Consider the following 24,171-nt stretch of genomic DNA (forward strand, 5'->3'; position numbering starts at 1 on the left):
TTACTATGGAAGAAGTATTACACATAAAAAACGTCTCAAAAGTATATGAGGGAAAAGTCCCTCATACTGCTTTAAAAAATATAAATTTACACGTGGATAAAGGTGAATTTGTTGCCATTATGGGACCATCTGGTAGCGGGAAATCTACATTTTTAAACGTTATCTCTACAATCGATTCTCCGACTTCTGGTGATGTCGTGATTAACGGAAAAAAACCGCACACATTTCGTAGAGAGAAGTTAGCTATTTTCCGCCGCCAAGAGTTAGGATTTGTTTTCCAAAACTTTAACCTACTAGATACACTAACAATCGGTGAAAATATCGTACTACCTTTAACATTAGATAATGTTCCATTAAAAGAAATGGATGAAAAGCTTGATAACATTTCAAAAAAGCTTGGAATTGATCATATTTTGGACAAGCGTATTTTTGAAGTTTCCGGGGGACAAGCACAGCGTACCGCAGTAGCACGTGCTGTCATTCATCATCCTTCACTTCTACTTGCCGATGAACCGACAGGAAACTTAGATTCAAAAGCGGCAATTGACGTAATGGAGCTATTTACGAAATTAAATAAAGAAGAAGATGCAACGATTTTAATGGTTACCCATGATCCGTTTGCAGCAAGTTATTGTAACCGTGTTATTTTCATTAAAGATGGAGAGCTTTACAACGAACTACACCGCGGATTGTACCGTGAGAAATTTTATCAAGAAATATTAGATGTTTTAGCATTATTAGGAGGAAGACGTGGATGACATTTTGGCAATTCGCATTTAAAAATGTCTCACGTAATTCGAAAGCATATTTCGCCTACTTTGTAAGTAGTGCGTTTTCTATCATGGTTTTCTTTTCATTTACTGTATACGCGTATCACCCGCGGTTACAAAGTGTACAAAGTTTCCAAGAACGTGATCCTCTAATGAACTTAGCTAGTACAGCACAGCTTGTGATTGTTATGTTCTCGTTCTTCTTTCTCTTATATTCAATTGGAACATTTTTAAATGTACGGAAGCACCAATTCGGGATACTCACCATTCTCGGTATCTCACAGAGACAATTAAAGAGACTGTTATTTACTGAAAATATGATAATCGGGATATTGTCTATCTTTATCGGCATTCAAGGTGGACTTGTATTTTCTAACTTTTTCTTATTAGTCACTTCGAAATTAACAAACGCGAAAGGTCTCTATTTATATTGGCCAACAGAAGCGATTATCGTTACAACCGTAACGTTTATTATCTTATTTTTAATCGTTTCTACATTTACACCAATGTTTATTCGTACTCGAAAAACAACGAAGCTTATTAAGGGCGTTAACAAAGAGAAGAGCGAAAAAAAACCATCTATACCGATTTCACTATTTGCTTTAACTTGTTTAGGACTATGCTATTATATTGCTGGTTATCCGCAAGGCTACATAACGGAAAAAAATGCACAAAATGGATCTGTATTCTTAATTATGCTATCTATTTTACCGCTTGTAGTAGTTGGGACGTATTTATTTTTTTCACAAACATTTCTTCTCTTTATCTATATTTTAAAGAAACGAAGAAAGTTTTATTTAAAACAAATAAATATGTTATGGATTTCAGATTTAGTTTCTCGTACACGCAGTAATATTAATGTACTCTTTATTGTTTCTATGCTATCTGCACTTGCATTTACAATTATTATCGGGTTATTTGCTGCAAACAATAATACGAAAGCACCCATACTAGAACGATATCCAATACCATTCACCTATACATCAGAAGGTGTTAATACATTTGAACAAAAGCATATTACTACGATTGAAACTGAACTTACAAATGCTAATTTTCAATATGACAAATATAAATTTACCGTTTTAAAAGATACAGCTTCAAAAGAATCAATTGCCATTATGAAAATGAGTGATTATAACGCAATAGCACAGCAATTAAACAGACCAAAAATCACTCTCGATTCTTCACAAGTTTATAATATTTCTCGCTATTCACCAGTGTTATTAAATCTCGTGTCTAACCCATTTGCGAAGCAGAACACGATTACACTTGGCTCTAATAAAAAGGAATTTCAAATTAAAGGTTTTATTAATAGAGGAATTGAGCCTCCCTTTGCATTACCTCACTTAATTGTGATGCAAGATGAAGTAATTGAAAATATGATTCCTCATATTGAAACAATTACAGTCTATAACTACTTCGTGGAAAATTGGGAAAATGCAATTGTCCCAACAAAAAATATATTAAAAAGCTTAAATCATGATGCAGAAACCTTGTATGAAGCACATAAAAATGAAGAAGATTTCATTAAACCATTTTATATTTATACAGCTACGGATGAACTCGTTCATAGTAAAGGAAATGCAGTCGCTCAATTCTTTATTTGGGCATTTCTCGGCTTTATTTTCTTTATCGGAGCAGCTAGTGTTTTATATTTCCGTATGTATAATGACTTAACAACTGAAAGACAAAAGTATATTACGATTACAAAGCTTGGCTTAACTGAATCAGAAATGTTTCGCTCTGCAACGATTCAATTAGGAATTTTATTTTTCGTTCCTTATGTCGTTGCTGGTGTTCACACATTATTTGCAGTTAAGTTTTTACAAAGCATGTTTTCTTTCTCCTTATTAAAAGAGACATGTATCGTACTCACCTTTTTCGGGATTATCGAGATCATTTTCTTCTTCTTAATCCGTTCTCTTTACATTAATAAATTATCACAGCATATAAAAATATGAATAAAATAGCCTTGTGCAATATGCACAAGGCTATTTTCAATAGTTTTTAATAATTAGCAGCAATATCCGCCGTAGCCGCCAGCATAACCGCCGTAACCACCATAACCACAACCGCCGCCTCCGCCGAAGCAGCTAGCACCGATGATAATTAATAAAATAAACAATACGATTAGAAGCGCAAAACCGCCTCCGCAACCATGTCTGCGGTTACAATCATCATGTCTGTGTTCACACTTTTCGCTCATTACCCTATTCCTCCTTTAGTATCATTCATAACAAGTTCACCTTGCTCTAAATGAGGGGATTCCATTTATATTATGTTTTCAGGGCGAATAAGAAGCTTGGCTTACCTAAAAACGGGCTTGTTTTAGGAATTGGGCTTTATTAAAAAGCGAATGAGCCTTATCCAGATGTAAGCATAAAACATTTGACATACTCTTAATTTCTTACTAATATTTAATTGAACGACCAATCAATTTTTTGATTATACATTCAAATCATATAAATTAGGAGTTGAATAGCGTGACTGATTCTTTTATTGCAGAGGCTAGGCGTGAACAAATTATTCTTGCATGTATTGATACATTAGAAGAGGTTGGATATAACAACTTAAGCTTAACGAAGGTAGCAAAAAAGGCTAAGATTAGTACCGGACTTATTTCTTATCATTTTAATGATAAGCTTTACCTTATGAATCGCACATTACAATTTTTAGTTGCCAAGCAACATGAATTTATTAGTAATCGAGTGCTATTAGCTCAATCTGAAATAAATAAACTAGAGGCTTTTATTGAAGCGCATTTGGCTTATCAAGAAACTCATTACAAAAATAATATTGCCTTAATTGAGATTGTCTTTAATGCAAGAAATGAAGAGAACGTTCCTTATTACAGAATCGAAGACGACGAAGAGGAGGATGCTCTTAGAACGATGTTATTAGATATTTTGAAGACTGGTCAACAAAATGGCGTGTTTTCCGATTCTTTCCAAACCGACACATTAGCTTCATTTATTTTAGGAGCAATCGAAGAAAGAATGCTGAAGGCAAATTCATCTATATCCATAGAAAATTACTCAGATGAGCTCATAAAAATGGTGAAGAAACTCACTGTTTAAAACATGCCTTGATTAAAAAAATATATATGAAAGGATGAACTACACATGAAAAAGGCATCTGTCATTGGATTAGGTTTTTTAGAAAAATTACTTGCTATAGCAAGTCCCATCCTTTTAGGCGTTATTGGATATTTTTCACCTAAATTAATAGAGATTATAAAAAAGATTCCTCTCTTTTCTGATTCAAAAATTATAGAACTTTTAAATTTTATTAGTCCCTTCTGGCTTCCTATTATCCTCATGCTAATTGGTGTTATTGCAGGAATTTTATTTTCTTTAATTATTTATAGTGAAGCTTTAAAAATGAACATTACTTCGGAAAGCATTCACGTGAATAAGGACGATCAAAAGAAACAAATCACCAGATTAAATGTAAAAGCCGTTTTTGTAGATAAGCGTCAAGTGGTTATCATTGATCAAGAAGACCGAGAATGGTTACGTGAAACATCTGACATTACCCCAAGCAAAATTAAAGATACTTTCTTAATGCACGGCTTCCCCTGGGTGGAACAAGATCCTTATAAACATGAGTATAGCTTATGGAAATTAGAGGATGAGCGATTTAATAAAAGCATAAATACTATTTTGTATGAAAGACGCAATGCCCTTCGAGAAGGAAACTCTAAAAAAAAGAAGCATTTACGCAAAGATTTGAATGAGCTAGGAGTCTTTGTCAAAGACGATGGAGAAGATCAGTATGTCCGTTCTATTAAGTAATAGGACAATAGAAAAAAGATATAAAAAGCACCTTGCCCTGTATATTTGTAAGTAACTACGATCAAAAAATAGCAAAACCCACAGAGAAATTGAATTTCTCCTGTGGGTTTTATTAATTAAAATGGACTTTTCTCCCTAAAGAAACATATTCAACACAAGCGCAAAACCAAATGCAATAAATGATAACAATGTCTCGAGTACCGTCCACGTTTTAAACGTTTCCTTCACCGTCAAACCTAAATACTCTTTTACAAGCCAGAACCCTGCATCATTTACGTGAGAAAACATTAATGATCCTGCACCGGTTGCAATAACAAGCAACTCTAAATTCACACCAGACATGTGCTGAATAACTGGTGAAACAATCCCTGCTGCTGTCGTTAATGCTACTGTAGCTGAACCTGTTGCAATTCGAATTAAACCAGCTACCATGAAAGCTAATACGATTGGTGATAACGAAATATGTTCTGCCATTTGTGCAATAGCTGTTCCAACGCCGCTTTCAATTAATATTTGTTTAAATCCACCGCCTGCACCAATTATTAAAATAATAGAACCGACAGGCAATAAACTTTCATCTGTTAATTTTTTAATCATCTTTTTATTAATACCTTGTTTGATACCAAGTAAATAAAATGCTGCGAAACATGAAATAAGTAAGGCGATTACTGGACTTCCTATAAACACGAAAAATTCAGTCAATTTTTTCGGTAATGAAATATATGGTGCAACTACTGATAAAATCATCAATACAACTGGTAGTAAAATAATAAAGAATGAAACTTTACGACTTGGCAAATCAGTTGAGACAGTCGTAACCCGAATAAGCTCTGGTTCATTTTCAGGTATCACCCTTTTATGTACCCACTTTGCAAATATCGGTCCTGCGATAATGGCTGTTGGTAACGCGATAATTAATGAATATAAAAGTACCTTTCCTAAGTTCGCGTTATAAATACCGATTGCTGTCATCGCCCCTGGATGCGGAGGCACGAGCCCGTGAACAATAGATAATCCTGCAATGACAGGTAACGCAATTAATAATATATTTTGCTTCGTCGTTTTTCGAATGGAAATAACAAGTGGTAATAAAATGACGATCCCCACTTCAAAAAACACTGGAATCCCTATAACAAATCCTGCAAATAACATAGCCCAAGGTAGTTTCTTTACACCGAAAAATCGAATAAAGAAATCTGCCACTTGCATACCGGCCCCTGAATCGGACATCATTTTCCCTAAAATTGTTCCGAGAGCTAAAATACCAACTAAATGCCCTAGTACACTACCAACACCAGTTTCATAGGCAGTCACTATTTTCGTTAAGTTCAGTCCAGACATGATAGCTAAAAACAAACTCGCAACTGTTAAACTAATAAATGCATGCCATTTCCACCATGATACCCCTAAAATAACAATCGCAATTGCAAGTAACGTGACGATTAATAAGTATATATCCATCTCCCATTCTCCTTACTTTATAAAAAAAGAGGGAAAATCCCCTCTTTTTTATACGTCATAATTCACTACATAATGCTGCATTTCTGTATTGTAGTAGCCTTCGCTATATTCAATTACTTCGCCAACTTCATCGTAAGAATAACGCATGCGTTTTAATAGCGCTGTCCCCTCTTTTTCATCTAGCGCTTCTGCAACGAAACTAGGCGCGAGTCCAACAGCGAATTCATCTCTGAAGTTTTCTAAATGAATACCTCGGTCTTCAACTAAATCATAAAGCGATTGCAAGTCAAAATCCGATAAATCTGAACTTGCCATTCCTGCTGAGAAATAGTGCGTATAATGAATGTACGGTGCATCATTTAACGTATATAAACGTTCAATACGAAAACTCTCCTTACCGAATAATCGAAATGGCACTGTTCCTTCTTCATTCTGCACAATTTCTGCTTTTAGCAATTTCTTCTGTACTTTATATCCTTCTTCCACTAACACTTCAGTAAATTTCTTACCCTTTGATAGTTTTGTCGCAGAAGTATTGCGGATGACTTTCGTTCCTTTACCGCTTTTCTTTTCCAAATATCCTTCTTGAGCGAGTTCTTTAATCGCATTTCGCACTGTAATTTTACTCACTTTGAACTCTTCTTCTAACTGCGGTTCGGAAGGGATATTCGTATGAATCGCATATACACCATGCAATATTCGATCACGAATAATATTTTTTATTTGCAAATATAATGGTCCTTTTTTTCTCGTTACGTTCACCGTTACACCCACTACCTTTCTACATCACCTACTGATGCCGTCATTGCCCGAAGTATATCCTTCTCTGATGACATTGGCGTATCACCGACGATTGTATGTGCTAGCATTCCAGCTGCTGACGCAAATGAAACAGCTTTCTCTGGTGCGAACTCCTTTATCTCGCCATGAATAATTCCGCTCGTATAAGCATCTCCAGCACCTATTCTATCATATACAGAAAACGTAAGTGTTTTTGCAAAAGTGAACGTTCCATCTTTACATATAAACCCGCGAAGCGAATGTGTATTATCACTGTTAATAGAGCGATGAGTACCAGCGATTGTAGCGATATGATACGTTTCAGCTACCTTTGGAATAAGATCAACAAGTTGCGCCTCTCGCTCCGTTTCTTCGGTTTTTATTCCTAAAACAAACATTGCATCTTTTTCGTTCATCATAACGATATCAGCAAGTCCCAGCATTTCTTCATAATGCGGTTTTGCCTGTTCATATCCGTCTTCTCCCCAAAGTGATGGACGATAATTACAATCAAAAACGACGGTTCCTCCGTTTTCTTTAACTGCTCTCGCTAAAGACTTCATATGATGGCGCACCGTATCATTCATCGCAAGTGTAATACCGCAAAAATGAACGATATCAATTTCCTTAGCAATTTCTTCAAATTGGTATATCTCTTCAGACGCCGTATTGAAGCTACTTTCTAGTCGATTCGAATACGTAACGCGGCTTGCACGTGCACCGAATCCATTTTCTAAAAAATACATACCTACATATTTACCACCTCTTGAAACAAGAGAAGTTTGAATTCCTAACTTTTGAATGTAAGATACAGCTGCATCTCCAACCGAATTTTCCGGTAAAGTTGAAATAAGAAGCCCTTCATGCCCTAAGTGAGAAAGTGCCGCTACAACGTTCACACCTGTACCTGAAAATGAGTAATTTAACGTGTTAGCTTGCGACAACAATTCATATCCAGGTACTTGCAGGCGCATCATTACTTCGCCGAACGCTGCAATTTTCTTACGCATATTGATCAACTAGCTTCTTCACGACTGCTAATAATTCACGCACATCTTCTACTTTCGTGTTACCAGTTTCTTTATCAATAATAGAAGAGTACACGTGCGGGATAACTTGCTCTACATTTGCCTCAAGCGCAATACGTACAATTGTTTCGAAGTTTTCTTTATCGATTCCGCCTGTTGGCTCTAATGCGAATCCTTCTTCCGCACAAGCTTTCGCAACTGCGCGATATTCTTCTTCATGGGCTAGCCCTTTCATCGGGAAGTACTTCAATGAATTTCCGCCCATATCACGTACAAGTGCAATCGCTGTTTTAATTGGAACGATTGCTTTTTCTTCTCCAGCCGCACTAATTGGGCCAGTAGAAATATTTACGTAACCTACTTTTCCTGTTGGCGATACTAAACTATTAATCCAGCTATCTTTTTCGCCAAGATTTGCACGTGTCGCTCCAACTGAAGGAAACACTTGGTTAATATGGCTACCAGGATAATGCTTCGCAATTTCAGCCACAACTGCCGCTTGGCGATTATCTCCTGCGCCTAGTCCGATTGATACAGCGTCATCAATTTCTTTTCCATATGCTTTCATAGCTGTAACAGCTTCTTCTACTGTTGGATAGTCTTTTGATAACACTCCCACTACTACATAACCTTCTGCTGCTTCAAAAATATCTTTCGCATTTTCTATATTGTTTGCCAATACATTTAATGCTACGCGGCCTTTATAAAAACGTTTTTGAATGTTTGTCATTTTAGTTTCCCCCTACAATTTCTCTCATTTTTTCTTCAATTACATGTATGTCATCACCTTGAAGTGGACGTGGATCGATATCAAAGAACCCTTGTCTTACTCCGTAATCACGTGTGTAAATTGCAATTTCCCCGTCGCGTAATGCAGCCACAACGTCTTTTGCCGATTTATTTAACTCTTTTTCGTTAATATGAATACGTGCTCTAAAGATTGCTCTTCCAGCTTCATCTTGAACGATCGTTACATTTACACCATTTAATTCTTTTAGCGGCATAAGTACTTGTAGCAATTCTTTTTCTTGCTCGCTCTTATCTTCTTTTACTCCGTACTCATCAAGCGCTTGAAGTAAGCCAAATGTTGTTTCTTTCCCAACTTTCATGCTTCTTCCGATACAATGTAATTGCACTTTCAGCCATTCAATATACTTTCTTTTACCGCCCACAATACCAGAAGTAGGTCCTTCAATCGCCTTTGAACCGCTATAAATAGCAAGATCTGAATACTTCACATATTTTTGAATGTCTTCTTCAGCTGCTGCATCCACGATAAGCGGTACTTTATTTCGCTGCGCAACTTCCCATGCTTCTTCAACAGAAATCATATTTTTTTGCACTGCATGATGTGATTTCACATACAGAATCGCTGCTGTATTTTCACCAATTGCATCTTCAATATGTTCTGCTTTCCCTTCATTTGCATAGCCAACTTCTACAAGTTTACCGCCGCCTAAGTAAATCATCGTTTCAACAGGAGCACCGTATTGAACGTTATGACCTTTTAACATAATCACTTCGTTTTTCGCGATTACTTCTTGATGAAGTCTTTCACTTTTACGGCGATTTCCTTCTGTAACGATACCAGCGATAGAAAGCGCAATTCCGCTCGATGCTGAATTCACAACGACCGCTGCCTCTGAATCTAGAATTCTCGCAATATGGTCTCCTGCTTTATCTACTAAATCAGCAATTTCCACATAATTTTGTCCACCATGTTTCATCGCATCCATTACCGTATCTGTAGGAGCAGATACACCTAAAATACTCATTCTACCGCTCGCATTAATTACTCTTTTTAATCCGTACTTAGCATTCAATGAATGACCCATTAATTACAACCCCTTTCGTATCAATCCTTCTTTCAGCAATGCGCTGATCCCCTTCTGAATCAATTAACGTAACCTTCTCATCTTTAACCGTAAATAAAGTTAAGTTTGCAATATCTCCTTCTTGAATACGGCCAAGCTCTGGTTTCTTAAGCCACTCTGCCGCATTTTTCGTAACCGCATCAATCACTTCTTCTAGCGGATAACCTAAGTAAAGGAATTTCGAAAGAACATGAGCCATACTATACACTGGACCGTGTATACGGTTCTTTCGGTAAATATCTGTACTAATTGTATGAAAGGCAATACCATGACGCTTCGCTGCTTCTGCTACTTTAAAAGAAAAACTAGCATTACCGTGACCAACATCTAAATGTACGCCACGATTCACTGCATCTAGTAACACAGGTAGCGGTTTGCCTTCTTCATCAAATAAATTATTTTCTTTCCCGTTTAAGTAATGTGTAATAACATCATCTTTTTCTAAAAGAGGTACAACTTCCTCAATGCGAGGAGGCGCTGAACCGATATGTACCATAATCGGTAATGATGTTTCACGGGATAAAGAGCGCGCTACATGCAGCGGTTCAATTCCACTATCACAAACGACGCTTTTACTCATTCTCGCCTTTAACCCAACGATTACATCTTTATACTTTTCTACTGCTTCTATCACTTTCTCTTTATCTATCCATTCCATATTGGATAATTCATCAATTCGTTTCAAACCGATGCGAGAAATATTCAAAAAGGCAAATAAATTCGTTTTTGCCTGTTCTCTACTTTTTACTAAATCTGCAATGCGATCAGCTCCGCAGCTACCCGCATCAACAATTGTCGTTACCCCTTGCTTAACGCCAATTTCATCCACTTCATCGCCATACGGATCAAACTCTGGAAAAGCATGAACGTGTAAATCAATCCAGCCACTCGATACGTAAGTACCAGAGTAATCAAGAATCCTTCCACCCTCGCCAGCACCAGCTTTCGTCACCTGTGCGATTTTATTATTTTCAATTACAATGTCAATCTCTTCCCCGTTCACACGTTTCACATTACGTAGTACGAATCGTTCTGTCATTGTACTTCCACCCTTTTCTATAAGAAGCCATAAGAATACGCTTACATTAAAGTTTCATTTTTATATCTCTTTCACACGTTTAGCGTAACACAAAAAAAGGGAGAAGTAAATATAACGTTATAATGTTTAAAATCGAATAAAAAGATGCTCCTCCAAAATGCTAATAGTATAGGAAATTATATCAACGATTTTTTGAATATATCTATCATAACTTACAATATATCAACGATTTTTCAATTATATCTACCGTAACTCACAATATATCAACGATTCGACAAAGAATATCGATTTACCGACAAAAAACATCAATCCCTTTCTTATATATACGAAGAGGTTGCTCCAAACGGAACAACCTCTTTCTCTATTCCTGAACCGTCACAATAACCCCATCCATATTGTTCCCGGAAATTTCATACTGCTTGTTTGCTGGCACGTTCACTTTCATATTCTCAGAAACTTTATAATAAGAAACAGTATATTTCTTACCTTCGACTTCAGTTGAAATCTCTTTTTCCTCTTTTAAAAACTCTAAATATTCCTCTAGTGTGAAATTCTTTTTTTGCATAATTGCGCTATGAGGTAAGCCTACATAACGTATATGCCATGGCTCATATTGAATGCCTGTAATGTTACTTTTATTTTTCGGATAACGTAATACAAAGCCATGCTTCCATACGTTCTCTTCAATCCATTTTCCTTCAGGCGCTTTCTCCATTTTCTTTTGAGTAGACCCAATGTCCAGTGATAATCCTAAGTTATGTTCACTGTATCCTGCTGGAAGTGCATAATCAGATCCCATTTTTTCATATAGCTGTTTTTGCTCTTGGAAGTCTCTATAGCCACTACTAATCAAAAAATGGTTAACACTTTCTTTTCCAGCCGCATCGACAACGTTCAAAAACTTTTTCACAACATCCTTTGATAAACGAAGATTTCTATCAAATATTACATAGCCTCTCACTAATTCACTATTATGATTTACATTTATAATATCAGACCTAATACTATCTTTTTTTACTGGGTAATCCCTGTTAACTAATAATAAATCGCCCTTATAAATTTGTTCCTTCGTAATCTCTTTCCCATCGGTGTTTGCCGCCTTTACTAGCTCATCTTTCCCGACAATTTTAACGTCGATTTCCTTTTGAAATAACGGTGATATATAAACGCCTACACATACTGTGCATACTATAAAAAAAGAAATAAATACCCACTTTTTCATTTCTAGTTCCTCCTTAACGTAACTTACGTATAGAATAGAAAAAACTATTAAAATAAAAAGTGGGGTAAAGTTTAAATTTTTATTAAATTGTTACATTCTCGTCTTTTGGCAATCGTACTTCAAATATCGTTCTAACTACATTGCTCTCAGCAGAAATCGTACCGTTATGTTGCTCGACAATATTTTTCGCAATAAATAGTCCAAGGCCTGTCCCGCCACGGTTCTCAGTTCTTGCTTTATCACCTGTATAGAACATATCAAAAAGATACGGTAAATCTTCTTCCGGGATGCTATCTCCGTAATTCATAATTTGTACGACAACTTCTCCATTATCAACATACCCATTCATATCAACAAATTGTCCATCATAGCCGTAACGAACGGCATTTGTTAACAAGTTTTCAAATACTCTAGCTAACAATTTTCCATCACCGTGCATCGGTAAATGAGGAGCCACATTCAATCTAGCTTCTAAATGATGTTTTTCTAATAACGGATACAATTCCTCCTCTAACTGTATAAGCAACTCACTTATATCAATCGGCTTTTTATCCAGATTTAGCATGCCATAATTCATACGTGTAATTTCAAATAGCTCATCAATTAAACTTTCCAGTCTTTGCGATTTTGTATATGCAATTGTGGAGAAATGTTTAATTTGTTCTTTTGTTAAATTTTCATCTTTAAGAATTAAATCTAAATATCCTAACACGGATGTTAATGGTGTTCTTAAATCATGAGCTAAATTCACAACAAGCTGATCTTTACTATTTTCAGCAAAGTCTCCTCTTTCAACAGCTTCTTTTAACTTTTCACTTGCAACATTTATTTCACGCGCGATATTTCCAAACTCATCATTTGATGAAACTTGAACTTTATTCGTAAAGTTACCGTTCGCAAGATGATGAATCCCATTAGAAATTTCATCAAAGTATTTTAAATACGGTTTTGTCAAAAAGAAGAAAAAGATAATAGATAACGGAATAAAGAAAATTAAAAAGAAATTAATGTCTCCAAATTCCCTTACCATTGACCTAAATTGTGCTAAAGGCTCTTCGTAGCGAACCATCGTTTTATAATACAGCTGCAATCCTTTATAAATTATATAAGTTACAGTTGCTGCAAGTACCGTACTTAACGCAAATAAGGCAATCATTTTAAATCGAAAACTTTTCATCATATTAGCCATTAAAAGTATAACCTACTCCCCACACTGTTTTTATTAATTTATCCTTTCTTTTATCTTCTCCAAGTTTCTTCCGCAACGTACGAATATGTACCATTACTGTATTTCCACCTTCATAATAATCGTCTGCCCATACGTGCTGAAAAATATTTTCTACATTGTACACTTTCTTCGGATGACTCGCTAATAAATATAAAATATCAAACTCTTTCGGCGTTAATTCAATTTGCTCACCATATACATCAACCGTCCTACGCTCGGGATTAATTACGACTCCGCCTAGTTCTAAAGCAGATTTACTCTCCGCTACTTTCGGTTGATTTAACGTAAAAAACCTACGCAGTTGTGCATTTACACGTGCAACTAATTCAATCGGTGTGAAAGGCTTCGTCATATAATCATCCGCGCCTAGTACAAGACCTGTCACCTTATCAAAGTCCGAAGTTTTCGCGCTTAAAAAAATAATCGGCATATGATGTTTCGTGCGAATTTGACGCGTCACCTCATACCCATCCATTTTCGGCATCATAATATCTAAAATTACCAAGTCGATTGGCTGCGTTTCAATAATATGAATTGCCTCTTCTCCATCAGCTGCTTTCACGACGTGGTACCCTTCTTTTTCTAAATGTATCTCAATTAAATCAGCAATTTCTGCCTCATCATCCGCTATTAAAATTGAAATGCGCTTCATTTTACTCCCCCTTTTTCATTCCATTTTTATACGCTCGATTGTAAACTAGTCTATCCAATTTGTACAATACAAAAAGGCTACTCGTTAGAGTAACCTTGGTAAATAAAATTATATCAGCGATTTTCCAATTATATCGACCGTAACTCAAATTATATCAGCAATTATTGAAATATATCGACTTACCGACAATGAACGACAAAATCCTCTCGCTATTTGCGGGCATCCTAATGAAACTTCCATTTACCGCTCAAACACAATCCGCTGCTTCGTAATTTCTTCCAATCTTCCGCGATCTACTTCATACTCAGCATCAACGCTTTGCGGCACCATCACTTTCCCGCCCTCAAGCATCACTTCCGGCCAAATAATATCCTGCTCCCAATGTCTACTAGAAGCAGATATATCTCCTGGAATCGTAAAGTTAGGCAATGACGCAAGAGCAACATTTTGCGCTCGTGAAATCCCCATCTCTACCATACCACCGCACCAAACGGGTACGTTATGTTCCATACAATAATTATGGATTTGGATTGATTCTGTTAATCCGCCCACTCGCCCTGGTTTAATGTTCACAATTTGGCAGCTGCCAAGCGTAATCGCAACGCGTGCATCTTCTAAACTATGAATACTTTCATCTAAACAAATCGGCGTTTCAATTTTCTTTTGCAATTCTGCGTGATCAAGAAAATCGTAATCCGCTAACGGTTGTTCAATCATCATTAATTGGAATTCATCTAGTCGTTTCAGCCTCTCCGTATCCCCTAATGTATATGCTGAGTTTGCATCAGCCATTAACGGGATACCTGGGAACTCTTTACGAATCTCTTTCAATAATTCGTAATCATGCTCTGGCTTTATTTTCACTTTAAAACGCTCGTATCCTTCTTCCGCGTACTTCTCGATTTGTTTTAACATAACTGGAATCGTATTAAGGCCAATTACAACGCCGACTTCAATTTCAGACTTCGTTCCGCCAAGCAATGTCGCTAACGATTTCTTTTGACGCTTCGCATATAAATCCCAAACAGCCCCCTCTATTCCGGCTTTTGCCATTCGGTTTCTTTTTATATGTTGAAATAGACCCGGTACCTCATTCGGATGAGAAATTTCAGCCTTTAATAAATCAGGTATTAAAAAGTCTTGCAATACATGCAGCGCTGTCTTCACCGTTTCTTCCGTATACCACGGTTCAGAGAATGCAACGACTTCCCCAAATCCAATGTACCCGTCCGTATCCTCTAATTCAATAACGATACTCTCACGCTTTTCGTAAGTCCCGTAGCTTGTAGCAAACGGGATTACGAGTGGCATTTCCGTTATATACAGTGTCGCTTTTTTTATTTCCACCTACATCTCCTCCACTAATTGTCTTAACTCTCGTCTTAACAATTTTTTCGAAGCGTTACGTGGTAATTCCTCTAAGAAACATGCTTTCTTCGGCACTTTATATTTCGCTAATTTCTCCTCGCAAAAATGAAGAATTTCTTCTTCTGTTACCGCCCCGCTTTTCACAACAAAAGCAGCTGGTACTTGTCCCCATTTGTCGTCAGACATACCGACAACGCCAGCTTCCGCTACTGCCGGATGGGAGAGTAACACTTCTTCAATTTGAGCTGGGTATATATTCTCTCCGCCAGAAATAATTAAATCACTGCGGCGATCTAATACGTATAAAAACCCTTCTTCGTCTAAATAACCGAGGTCGCCAGTATGAAGCCATCCGTTTTGAATAGTCTCTCGCGTCGCATCTTCACGGTTAAAGTAACCGCCTGTTACGTTCGGTCCTTTTACTACGATCTCGCCTTCTACTAACGGCGGTACTACTACGCCATCTTTTTCAATACGAAGTTGGCACTGAAATAGTGGTTTTCCAGCTGATCCTACTTTCGTTAACATGTAATCTGCGGATAACGTACAAATTTGCGAAGATGTTTCTGTCATACCGTACGTTTGATATACAGGAATTCCTTTTTCTACACATGCTTCTAATAGTGGTTTTGGCGCTGGTCCTCCGCCAAGTAACATGCATCGTAAAGAAGATGGATATGTCTCTGCCCCAAGTCGCTCTAATAAATCAGTTAACATTTTAGAAACGACAGAAATAATTGTTACTCCTCTCGTTTGAAGTGCTTTATGAATAAAATCAGCATCATATTTCGGAACAAGTAAAATACGCATGCCATACATAATGTTTTTCATTAAAAGAGATAGCCCGCCAACATGGAACATCGGCATGCAGGCTAACCAACAATCATCATCACGAAGTCCTAAATTAAGCGACGAACCGACTGCGCTTGCCCAATGATTGCCGTACGTTAAAATAACGCCTTTCGGTTTGCCTGTCGTCCCAGACGTATAAATAATTGTCATCGCTTCTTCTAAAGAAAACTCTTCTTGTATAGAGGCTTCCTCTTTTGGTCCATTCATCACTTCGGCTAATGAATAAACAGGAACATCTTTAGCATCAAAATCTTGATCCGTTACTAAACAAACAACTTCAGCATCATCCATTTGCCAAAGTAGCTCTTCTCTTGAAAGACGCGTATTTAAAAGCACAGCTACTGCACCTACATAAGATAGGGCGTGAATAACTGTAATCATCTCCATACCATTTTTCATCAGAACAGCCACCTTTTGCCCTCGCTCCACTCCAACATGCGTGAGGTGTTCACAAACAGATACTACTTTTTCATGCAGCTCCATAAAAGTAACTTTCTCTTCCTCTATTTCAATTGCAGTGCGATCTGGTGTTAAAAATGCACGTTGCATTAACCAATTTGGCATCGTCTCCATCATTCATTCTCCTTTCATGAAAGAAAGAGACTTGATATGATATCAAGTCTCTTAGTTGTTTTGTTTCCGGTTTGGTCTTATCCAGCTGCGCCTCCTAGCCCCTTCCGTCTAAGAACCTTCCGCACGAGAAAGTAAAAAACACTTTCTGTGCGAAAGAACCTTAGCCTACGAGGCTAAACAGTCGGCTCCGCTTTTAAAACATCCAGCTACAGCAGCTAGAATGCTCGGTGGCTTCACTTCTTCCTACGAGGCAAAAAGCGCCTCTACGTCAGAAGCTCCATCCCCCTCACATTCTGAACGAGCTGCTTTCGCTTTTGGTCTCATCCAGCTACAGCGGCTAGAACAGTCGGTCGTTTCACGCCTTCCTACGAGGCAAAAAGCGCCTCTACGTCAGGAGTTCCAACGCCCTCTTGTTCTAAGCAAGCCGCTTCCGCTTTTGGTTTGATCACGGGAAACGAGGGAATTGACCGAAGTCCGGACTGCGTTTTTCTTTGAATGCGTCGCGACCTTCTTTTGCTTCGTCAGTTGTGTAGTACAATAACGTTGCATCTCCAGCTAGTTGTTGAATACCAGCTAGACCGTCTGTGTCTGCGTTGAATGCAGCTTTTAGGAAACGAAGTGCCATTGGGCTGTTTGCTAAAATTTCTTGTGCCCATTGTACTGTTTCTGCTTCAAGCTCTTCTAATGGTACTACAGTGTTTACTAAGCCCATATCAAGTGCTTCTTGAGCACTATATTGACGGCATAGGTACCAAATTTCGCGAGCTTTCTTGTGGCCTACCATACGAGCTAAGTAACCAGCTCCGTATCCACCGTCAAAGCTTCCTACTTTAGGACCTGTTTGTCCGAATACAGCGTTGTCTGCAGCGATTGTTAAGTCACATACGATATGAAGTACGTGTCCACCACCGATTGCATAACCTGCTACCATTGCGATAACTGGTTTAGGAATTGCGCGAATTAGACGTTGTAAGTCTAATACGTTTAAACGAGGGATTTGGTCGTCACCTACATATCCACCATGACCGCGAACTTTTTGGTCGCCGCCAGAACAGAATGCACGTCCACCTTCACCTGTTAAAATGATAACGCCAACATTTGCATCATCACGAGCTTGTGCAAAAGCGTCGATTAACTCCATTACCGTTTTAGGACGGAATGCGTTATGTACTTCAGGGCGGTTAATCGAAATCTTTGCGATACCATTGTATGTTGAATAAATAATATCTTCGTAATTGCCTTCTTTTACCCATTCAATAGCCATTACAACTACCTCCTTGTATATTTCTGATCTCCTCTATAAGTGTAACTTCATTCTTAACTGAAAAAAGCATCACTGCATAGTTTTTAGAAATCCCTTTACTATTGTATCAAACTTTTCCGGTTGTTCCACATGAATTGCATGGCCAGCACCATCAATTTTGACAAATTTCGCGTCAGAGATGCATTTTTCAATATTTTTTAATATACGAAAGAACTTTTCATCATACTCTCCGTTCATTAAAAGAACAGGTATTTTTAAGTTTTTCAGCTCATCCCACCATGAAGGCTGAGCCCCCGTTCCCATGCCGCGCAAGCTATTTGCAAGTCCTTTTGGATTGTTAGCAAGTCGTTCTTTTCGCACCGCTTCTTGTACGTTTTTTGCTAAACGTTTTTGCGTTTCAAAAATCGGAATATTTTCCCACATAGATACAAAACTTTCTATGTCTTCTCGCTCAATTTTATCGGCAAGTCGATCATCTTTTTCACGACGTTCTTTTCTATCTGCTTCGTTTTCGAGCCCAGCTGTACAATTTTCTAATAAAAGAGAGTGTACATAATCTGGATATAGACATGCCATCGTAATCGCCAATCTACCGCCCATTGAATAGCCAAGTATATGTGCTTTTTCAATATGAAGGTAATCTAATAGTTCTTTCATTTGCAATGCCACATTTCGGATATCATAATACGCAACATCTTCAGGACTCTCAGTCTTTCCGTGTCCAACAAGATCCACTACAATAACTTGAAACTGCTCACTCCATGAAGAGATAAAAGAACGCCACGTTTCCATGCTTCCCGTAAAACCATGAAGAAGTAGAAGTGGTTCCCCGCTTCCGACTACTTCATATTCATACGATACACCTTGCAGCGTTACGTTCATTTTGATTCACCTTGCAACGATGTAGTAATTACGTCCTGTGTTTTTGCCCATAACGTACGGTGCAATGTTAAGTTTTCATCACGATTCGTACAAATTTCCACAACGTGTAAACCTTCTGTCGTCGTTCCTTTTCGAACTTCTTCTCGGAATTGCTCCCAACCATTTACACGGCTAAATGAACCGCCGTACATTTTGACAACATGCTCATAATCAAGTCCAATTGGTGTTCCAAATAATGATTCAAAATGTTCCTTTTTCTCATACTGTGGTAAGAATGAGAAAATACCCCCACCATCATTATTTACAACGACAATTGTTATATTTAATTCATGTAATTTCGCTGCTAACAGTCCATTTAAATCGTGATAAAATGATAAATCACCAATTACTAATACAAGTGGGTCGCAAATAACGCTTGCTCCTAGAGCTGTCGAAATGATTCCATCAATACCATTTACACCACGGTTTGCCATCACATGGATGTTTTTATCCGATGTGAAGAAGAATGAGTCTGTATCACGAATTGGCATACTATTGCTCGCAAATAACGTTGCGTCTTCTGGTAATACGCGCACAATATCTGTAATAACCTTTCCTTCAAATGCAGTTTCATATGTTTCCATTTCACGAAGCGTTTCCTTCGTTTTTTCGTTTATATGTTGCCACATTAGGGACCAATCATTCTTTTTCATAACTGGCATTTTTTCTATTAATGCCTTGCAGAATTCAATGTCACTTGCTTGCACAACTTCTGTCGCAACAAGAGCTGGATCTCTCCATTGTCCTGATTCATCGACAACGATATGAACTGCTTTTGTTTGTTTTTTTATGAACTGCGTTAATGATTTAGAAACAGGCATACCACCAAAGCGAATTAAAACGTCCGGTTTCCATGTTTCTTTTAACTTTTCATTTCGTAAAAATGTATCATAACAGTCAATTACCATCGTTTTATCGTGGTGTCCGCTACGAATATTAGAAAGTGGGTCTGCTAATATAGGATAGCCAGTTTTTTCAGCTAGTTGCGTTGCAAACATTGCAATTTCTGCATGACTATCATCTCCACAAATAATAAGCCCCTTTTCCATATGTGAAAGGCGCCCTACAAGAGAATCTACATATTCACTCGGCATCACCGCGTTTCCTTGCTGAACTACTCCTGTATATTCACTACGTCCTTTATCCCATAAGCTTTCTAGTGAGAAATCAGGGATAAGTGGCTCGCGAACTGGAAAATTAAGATGAACAGGACCCTGCGGCGCTAAACAAGCATTTGCTACTATACGCTGCGTCGTCATACGAGCGTAATGATACATCGCTTCACTTGCTTCTGGCAGTGCCATCTCTGTAAATTGTTTCACAAAAGTACCGTATAAATTAAATTGATTCATTGCTTGTGGTGCACCCACATCTCTTAATTCATGCGGTCTATCCGCTGTTAAGACGATAAGTGGGACCCTTGAATGAAAAGCTTCACATACAGCTGGATAATAGTTCGCTGCTGCTGTTCCTGACGTACATAATAATGCTACTGGGCGTTTTTTTGCTTTCGCAATACCGAGCGCGAAAAATCCTGCTGATCTTTCATCCACATGTAAATATGTGTTCATTCCTTCGTGTTGTTCCATTAGTAAAGCAATCGGCGTTGACCGTGAGCCTGGACTAATGACAACATCACATACATCTAGACGCGTCAGTTCATCCACGAACGCGCCTAAATAATATGATAATGCTTCTATATGATTGTTCATTTCATTAATTCCTCCAAAGCACCAAGCATCGGTCTAAACTTCAAACTTGTTTCTTCATATTCAAGCTGCGGGATTGAATCAATTACAATACCACAACCGGCAAATAAGGATGCTTTCTCGCCGTTTAATAATCCGCAGCGCAGCGCAACCGCAAATTCACCATTTCCTTCATCATCTATCCAGCCAATTGGTGCACCATACAACCCTCTGTCTAACAATTCAACATCACGGATCAGTTTCATCGCTTCCAAACGAGGTGTCCCGCCAAGAGCTGGTGTTGGATGTAATTCTTCTACCATTGTTAAAAGACTCGCATCGCCTTTTGCTTCTACAGGCGTATATAAGTGAATTAAGTTTTTCGTTGTTAATAAACCTGGGCTTTCCGGAATATTAACGTATTCGCAATGTTCATTTAGTACCGAGCGGATCATGTTAACAACATACCCATGTTCAGCTAAATTCTTTTCATCATGAAGAAGCGCATTACTATTTCGCTTACTTTCTTCTATAGAATGACCATGACCGATTGAACCCGCAAGACACATCGATGTAAATTTCTCATCTTCTTTGCGAATTAATCTCTCAGGCGTCGCTCCTAAGAAGCATGCTCCTTTATAATCAAAAGAAAATACGTAACAATCCGGTTGACCAATGCGAAGTGCTTCTAAAACAAGAGCAGAATCAATCGACTGATTCATCTCTACTTTTAGTTCCCTCGCCAATACAACCTTCTGCACGTTACCCTGCTTCATCTCATCTTGTACTTTTTCAATTGCTTTCATCCAGCCTTTCGGATCCACTTCTACTTTAGAAATAACAGTCAATTTCGATCCGTTTAGCGCACATTTACTCTCTCCCAAAATCTTCTCTTCTAAAGAAATCATTTCGTTAGAAAGAGTTTCTGCACAATCTGTTGCTGAAACAAATGTATTCATCGTTAACCATGCTTTTTCATTTTTTACAGTTAATAAAAATGCTGGTAGTGAAAATGTCGTATCTTTAAATTCTTTCCATAGGTCCGTTTTCTCTTTTTCTGGATCAAAGGAAAAACCACCAAATAAAAGCGGACCCGTTCCAAATTCATATTCATCTCTTTGGACAAATGCATTCTCTTTTACTTTCTCCCACTCGTCGCGAGCGGTTTGAAAGCGCTTATGAGAAGAATTTGCTATAGTGAAAACAGAGCCAATTCCTGCAAATATTACATGCTGAGCCGGGTCTGCAAAATAACATCTATTTTCGAATGAAATCCTTTTTCCTGCTGCATAGAACAGAAGCGGATCCACCCAGTCTATTTGTTTTACAAAACTAACCAATGTTTTTTCGTTAGTTGCACGCTTGATAGCTGCAATAAGAACTTCTTGCAAGCCTTTTTGTTTCGTTTGAATCACAATTGTCTCCCCCCTATGGGCGAAAAATAGTCATAATTACGCTTGATTTTAAGATACACCTCAAACGAAAGGCCTGTCAACGTTTAGCATTTCTGAGAAATTCACCTTCTCTTCCTAGAAAATAAACGTTGACACTAAATGATGCTTTTTCTACACTTAGTTGTGTACAATATGTGACCAAAGGAGGATTCAACATGGAAATGAACGTCAAAACGAATTCCTCTCCTACGGCGCCAAAGCCAAGTAAGCAAACAGGCTGGCGCATCTGGTGGAGTTTACTACGTCCCCATACATTAACAGCCGCTTTCGTACCTGTTTTCATCGGAACAGCATATTCGATGCAGGTCGGAGGTATAAATCAAATACATCTTCCTCTTTTCCTTATGATGCTTCTTGCTTGTCTTCTCATTCAAGCAGCAACAAACATGTTTAATGAATACTTTGATTATAAAAGAGGACTCGATCACGAAGGTTCAGTTGGTATCGGCGGCGCTATCGTTCGCGATGGCATTCAGCCAAAAACAGTGCTTAACTTAGCATTTGGATTTTTCGGCATCGCAATACTATTAGGTGTTTATATTTGTATAAATTCTAGCTGGTGGCTTGCTGCAATCGGTCTTGTTTGTATGGCCGTTGCTTACCTTTATACAGGTGGCCCACTTCCAATTGCATATACACCATTTGGAGAGTTGACAGCCGGATTATTTATGGGTGTCATTATTATTGGGATTTCATTCTTTATTCAAACTGGAACTGTAACATCAGAAGTCATTTTACTATCTATTCCAAGCTCCATTTTAATTGGTGCCATTTTACTAGCCAATAATATTCGTGACTTGGATGGCGATAAAGAAAACGGTCGTAAAACGTTAGCAATTCTCGTTGGACGCGAGCGAGCGGTTGGTGTACTTGCTTCGATGTTCATCGTTTCCTACATTTGGACAATTGCTTTAATTATCGTGGGCATCGTATCACCATGGATGCTTATCGTATTTTTAAGTGCGCCGAAAGCATTTAAAGCGACGAAAGGCTTTATCGGCAAAAGCATTCCGATGGAAATGGTACCTGCGATGATTGCAACAGCAAAAACAAATACAATCTTCGGTTTCCTAATGGGAATCGGATTATTACTTGGATACTTTCTATAAAAGGAGCTGCTTATGCGGCTCCTTTTTCATATCTAAAATTCATCTCATAATTCCTACTCTCAACGCTCATACTATGTAAAGAAACTGAATTGTAGGAAGGTGGACGACTATGTTAACTCCACAACAAGTAGGTCAATTTAAATCCATTTTAGAAAAACAAAAACAAGAACTAGAGCAAACGATACAAACTCATGAAAATACAGATCGTGCTTCTGAACGTGACTCAGTAGGAGAACTGTCTAGCTATGACAACCATCCAGGTGATATGGCTACAGAGCTATATGAACGGGAAAAAGACTTCGGGCTTATTGAACTTTGGCATAAACAGCTTGAGGACACGAAACATGCCTTGCAAAAAATAGAAGCGGGTACGTACGGCATTTGCGAAGTGTCTGGCGAAGAGATTCCATTTGAAAGATTGGAAGCAATGCCGACTGCTACAACATGCATCCAGCACGCGACAAATAAGTTAAATATGAATACACGACCAGTTGAAGAAGAAGTGTTGTCTCCTTCTTTCCACAAGCATGATGAGGACAATTCTGTTGAGTACGATGCGGAAGATGCGTGGCAAGATGTCGCAAATTACGGAACATCTGAAACGCCGTCTGATTTAGAAAGACAAGATTCAAAAAACTATAATGGCATGTATGTAAATAGTGAAGAAAACGTAGGCTACGTGGAGGATTTTGAAAACTTTATCGGTACGGATATGTACGGGAAAAACCCACAAGTTTTCGCTACAGAAGAGCATGAAGAATATGAACAAATGCTTGATGATTTTGAAGAACGTACCTTCAAAGGTGAATTATCTTCAAATGAATCTAGTTCCAAAGAATAAAAAAAAGCATTCCGAAAATCGGAATGCTTTTTATCGCTAGCTAATTAGTTTTTTGTAACGTTAGCAGCTTGTGGTCCACGGTTACCTTCAACGATTTCGAAAGAAACTTCTTGACCTTCTTCTAAAGTTTTGAATCCGTCACCTTGGATAGCTGAGAAGTGAACGAATACATCGTCTCCACCTTCAACTTCGATGAAACCGAAACCTTTTTCGCTGTTGAACCATTTAACTTTACCTGTTTGCATGTCATGTA

Annotated in this window: 23 protein-coding genes; 6 read left to right on the forward strand and 17 right to left on the reverse strand. The window is 37.9% G+C overall.

Features of this window, described 5'->3' with window-relative positions:
* The first annotated feature begins 5 nt into the window (after positions 1-5).
* Together BLT20_RS16105 and BLT20_RS16110 are read left to right on the forward strand one after the other, a co-directional pair.
* On the forward strand, positions 6-758 hold the full coding sequence (locus BLT20_RS16105; protein WP_000393250.1) for an ABC transporter ATP-binding protein: 753 nt from the start codon (positions 6-8) through the stop codon (positions 756-758).
* The gene (locus BLT20_RS16110) at positions 755-2,731 is read left to right on the forward strand and encodes an FtsX-like permease family protein (protein WP_073339829.1); all 1,977 of its coding nucleotides are present in this window, start codon (positions 755-757) and stop codon (positions 2,729-2,731) included. Before BLT20_RS16105 ends, BLT20_RS16110 begins: the two co-directional genes overlap by 4 nt.
* 53 nt (positions 2,732-2,784) lie before the next feature.
* Here BLT20_RS16110 and BLT20_RS16115 read toward each other — a convergent pair whose 3' ends face one another.
* Positions 2,785-2,976: a YjcZ family sporulation protein gene (locus tag BLT20_RS16115; RefSeq protein ID WP_001290392.1), complete on the reverse strand. Its 192-nt coding sequence runs from the start codon at positions 2,974-2,976 to the stop codon at positions 2,785-2,787.
* A gap of 277 nt (positions 2,977-3,253) precedes the next feature.
* Here BLT20_RS16115 and BLT20_RS16120 point away from each other — a divergent pair, with 277 nt between their 5' ends.
* Both BLT20_RS16120 and BLT20_RS16125 read left to right on the forward strand, forming a co-directional pair.
* Complete coding sequence (locus BLT20_RS16120) at positions 3,254-3,847, forward strand: TetR/AcrR family transcriptional regulator (protein ID WP_000132248.1); 594 nt, start codon at positions 3,254-3,256, stop codon at positions 3,845-3,847.
* A gap of 45 nt (positions 3,848-3,892) precedes the next feature.
* The gene (locus tag BLT20_RS16125) at positions 3,893-4,564 is read left to right on the forward strand and encodes a YqeB family protein (RefSeq protein ID WP_000710349.1); all 672 of its coding nucleotides are present in this window, start codon (positions 3,893-3,895) and stop codon (positions 4,562-4,564) included.
* Between the two features lie 135 nt (positions 4,565-4,699).
* Here the strand turns inward: BLT20_RS16125 and gntP are convergent, their stop codons facing one another.
* The 15 genes from gntP to BLT20_RS16205 all read right to left on the reverse strand — a co-directional run bounded on the left by gntP (position 4,700) and on the right by BLT20_RS16205 (position 21,929).
* Complete coding sequence (gene gntP / locus BLT20_RS16130; protein WP_000356167.1) at positions 4,700-6,025, reverse strand: gluconate permease GntP; 1,326 nt, start codon at positions 6,023-6,025, stop codon at positions 4,700-4,702.
* A gap of 48 nt (positions 6,026-6,073) precedes the next feature.
* Positions 6,074-6,799 (reverse strand): GntR family transcriptional regulator, encoded by a 726-nt coding sequence (locus BLT20_RS16135; protein ID WP_000539277.1) that lies wholly within the window; start codon positions 6,797-6,799, stop codon positions 6,074-6,076.
* A complete protein-coding gene (locus BLT20_RS16140; protein ID WP_001227516.1) occupies positions 6,799-7,815 on the reverse strand; it encodes a sugar kinase in 1,017 nt (338 codons plus the stop codon). The genes BLT20_RS16135 and BLT20_RS16140 overlap by 1 nt, the downstream gene beginning before the upstream one ends.
* On the reverse strand, positions 7,808-8,563 hold the full coding sequence (locus tag BLT20_RS16145; RefSeq protein ID WP_000181907.1) for a 2-dehydro-3-deoxy-phosphogluconate aldolase: 756 nt from the start codon (positions 8,561-8,563) through the stop codon (positions 7,808-7,810). The genes BLT20_RS16140 and BLT20_RS16145 overlap by 8 nt, the downstream gene beginning before the upstream one ends.
* Before the next feature lies 1 nt (position 8,564).
* A complete protein-coding gene (locus BLT20_RS16150; protein ID WP_000510099.1) occupies positions 8,565-9,668 on the reverse strand; it encodes a DgaE family pyridoxal phosphate-dependent ammonia lyase in 1,104 nt (367 codons plus the stop codon).
* Complete coding sequence (locus tag BLT20_RS16155; RefSeq protein ID WP_000139972.1) at positions 9,646-10,746, reverse strand: amidohydrolase/deacetylase family metallohydrolase; 1,101 nt, start codon at positions 10,744-10,746, stop codon at positions 9,646-9,648. The genes BLT20_RS16150 and BLT20_RS16155 overlap by 23 nt, the downstream gene beginning before the upstream one ends.
* Positions 10,747-11,107: 361 nt before the next feature.
* Positions 11,108-11,968, reverse strand: coding sequence for a D-Ala-D-Ala carboxypeptidase VanY (locus tag BLT20_RS16160; protein WP_000759406.1), 861 nt, complete (start codon positions 11,966-11,968; stop codon positions 11,108-11,110).
* An 82-nt stretch (positions 11,969-12,050) separates the two neighbouring features.
* Complete coding sequence (locus BLT20_RS16165) at positions 12,051-13,157, reverse strand: sensor histidine kinase (protein ID WP_000002611.1); 1,107 nt, start codon at positions 13,155-13,157, stop codon at positions 12,051-12,053.
* Positions 13,150-13,848, reverse strand: coding sequence for a response regulator transcription factor (locus tag BLT20_RS16170; RefSeq protein ID WP_000822489.1), 699 nt, complete (start codon positions 13,846-13,848; stop codon positions 13,150-13,152). Before BLT20_RS16170 ends, BLT20_RS16165 begins: the two co-directional genes overlap by 8 nt.
* Positions 13,849-14,088: 240 nt before the next feature.
* Entirely contained in the window at positions 14,089-15,195 is a 1,107-nt protein-coding gene (gene menC / locus BLT20_RS16180; protein ID WP_000403318.1) for an o-succinylbenzoate synthase, read from the reverse strand.
* Positions 15,196-16,641, reverse strand: a complete 1,446-nt coding sequence (locus tag BLT20_RS16185) for an o-succinylbenzoate--CoA ligase (RefSeq protein ID WP_000449573.1) — start codon at positions 16,639-16,641, stop codon at positions 15,196-15,198. It lies immediately after the preceding gene.
* Between the two features lie 445 nt (positions 16,642-17,086).
* Entirely contained in the window at positions 17,087-17,905 is an 819-nt protein-coding gene (gene menB, locus BLT20_RS16190) for a 1,4-dihydroxy-2-naphthoyl-CoA synthase (RefSeq protein WP_000963885.1), read from the reverse strand.
* A 69-nt stretch (positions 17,906-17,974) separates the two neighbouring features.
* Positions 17,975-18,787, reverse strand: a complete 813-nt coding sequence (menH, locus tag BLT20_RS16195; protein WP_061685114.1) for a 2-succinyl-6-hydroxy-2,4-cyclohexadiene-1-carboxylate synthase — start codon at positions 18,785-18,787, stop codon at positions 17,975-17,977.
* Positions 18,784-20,538: a 2-succinyl-5-enolpyruvyl-6-hydroxy-3-cyclohexene-1-carboxylic-acid synthase gene (gene menD / locus BLT20_RS16200; protein WP_001059195.1), complete on the reverse strand. Its 1,755-nt coding sequence runs from the start codon at positions 20,536-20,538 to the stop codon at positions 18,784-18,786. Before menD ends, menH begins: the two co-directional genes overlap by 4 nt.
* Positions 20,535-21,929, reverse strand: coding sequence for an isochorismate synthase (locus BLT20_RS16205; protein WP_000616739.1), 1,395 nt, complete (start codon positions 21,927-21,929; stop codon positions 20,535-20,537). The genes menD and BLT20_RS16205 overlap by 4 nt, the downstream gene beginning before the upstream one ends.
* Before the next feature lie 194 nt (positions 21,930-22,123).
* Between BLT20_RS16205 and BLT20_RS16210 the strand changes: the two genes are divergently transcribed.
* Both BLT20_RS16210 and BLT20_RS16215 read left to right on the forward strand, forming a co-directional pair.
* Complete coding sequence (locus BLT20_RS16210) at positions 22,124-23,077, forward strand: 1,4-dihydroxy-2-naphthoate polyprenyltransferase (RefSeq protein WP_000425766.1); 954 nt, start codon at positions 22,124-22,126, stop codon at positions 23,075-23,077.
* Between the two features lie 109 nt (positions 23,078-23,186).
* Entirely contained in the window at positions 23,187-23,918 is a 732-nt protein-coding gene (locus BLT20_RS16215) for a yteA family sporulation protein (protein WP_000957396.1), read from the forward strand.
* Between the two features lie 44 nt (positions 23,919-23,962).
* On the opposite strand, the gene cspD is transcribed toward BLT20_RS16215, so the two are convergent.
* On the reverse strand, positions 23,963-24,163 hold the full coding sequence (cspD, locus tag BLT20_RS16220) for a cold-shock protein CspD (RefSeq protein WP_001193054.1): 201 nt from the start codon (positions 24,161-24,163) through the stop codon (positions 23,963-23,965).
* Between the last annotated feature and the right edge of the window lie 8 nt (positions 24,164-24,171).

The sequence above is a fragment of the Bacillus sp. cl96 genome (genome assembly GCF_900100505.1).
GTDB lineage: Bacteria > Bacillota > Bacilli > Bacillales > Bacillaceae_G > Bacillus_A > Bacillus_A cereus.

Coding starts and splice junctions, on each gene's coding strand:
- BLT20_RS16105 (WP_000393250.1), top strand. CDS start 6: ATGGAAGAAGTATTACACATAAAAAACGTCTCAAAAGTATATGAGGGA.
- BLT20_RS16215 (WP_000957396.1), top strand. CDS start 23,187: ATGTTAACTCCACAACAAGTAGGTCAATTTAAATCCATTTTAGAAAAA.
- BLT20_RS16145 (WP_000181907.1), bottom strand. CDS start 8,563: ATGACAAACATTCAAAAACGTTTTTATAAAGGCCGCGTAGCATTAAAT.
- BLT20_RS16155 (WP_000139972.1), bottom strand. CDS start 10,746: ATGACAGAACGATTCGTACTACGTAATGTGAAACGTGTGAACGGGGAA.
- gntP (WP_000356167.1), bottom strand. CDS start 6,025: ATGGATATATACTTATTAATCGTCACGTTACTTGCAATTGCGATTGTT.
- menH (WP_061685114.1), bottom strand. CDS start 18,787: ATGAACGTAACGCTGCAAGGTGTATCGTATGAATATGAAGTAGTCGGA.
- BLT20_RS16140 (WP_001227516.1), bottom strand. CDS start 7,815: ATGCGTAAGAAAATTGCAGCGTTCGGCGAAGTAATGATGCGCCTGCAA.
- BLT20_RS16110 (WP_073339829.1), top strand. CDS start 755: ATGACATTTTGGCAATTCGCATTTAAAAATGTCTCACGTAATTCGAAA.
- menB (WP_000963885.1), bottom strand. CDS start 17,905: ATGGCTATTGAATGGGTAAAAGAAGGCAATTACGAAGATATTATTTAT.
- BLT20_RS16115 (WP_001290392.1), bottom strand. CDS start 2,976: ATGAGCGAAAAGTGTGAACACAGACATGATGATTGTAACCGCAGACAT.
- BLT20_RS16150 (WP_000510099.1), bottom strand. CDS start 9,668: ATGGGTCATTCATTGAATGCTAAGTACGGATTAAAAAGAGTAATTAAT.
- BLT20_RS16210 (WP_000425766.1), top strand. CDS start 22,124: ATGGAAATGAACGTCAAAACGAATTCCTCTCCTACGGCGCCAAAGCCA.
- BLT20_RS16185 (WP_000449573.1), bottom strand. CDS start 16,641: ATGGAGACGATGCCAAATTGGTTAATGCAACGTGCATTTTTAACACCA.
- BLT20_RS16165 (WP_000002611.1), bottom strand. CDS start 13,157: ATGGCTAATATGATGAAAAGTTTTCGATTTAAAATGATTGCCTTATTT.
- menD (WP_001059195.1), bottom strand. CDS start 20,538: ATGAACAATCATATAGAAGCATTATCATATTATTTAGGCGCGTTCGTG.
- BLT20_RS16125 (WP_000710349.1), top strand. CDS start 3,893: ATGAAAAAGGCATCTGTCATTGGATTAGGTTTTTTAGAAAAATTACTT.
- cspD (WP_001193054.1), bottom strand. CDS start 24,163: ATGCAAACAGGTAAAGTTAAATGGTTCAACAGCGAAAAAGGTTTCGGT.
- BLT20_RS16170 (WP_000822489.1), bottom strand. CDS start 13,848: ATGAAGCGCATTTCAATTTTAATAGCGGATGATGAGGCAGAAATTGCT.
- BLT20_RS16160 (WP_000759406.1), bottom strand. CDS start 11,968: ATGAAAAAGTGGGTATTTATTTCTTTTTTTATAGTATGCACAGTATGT.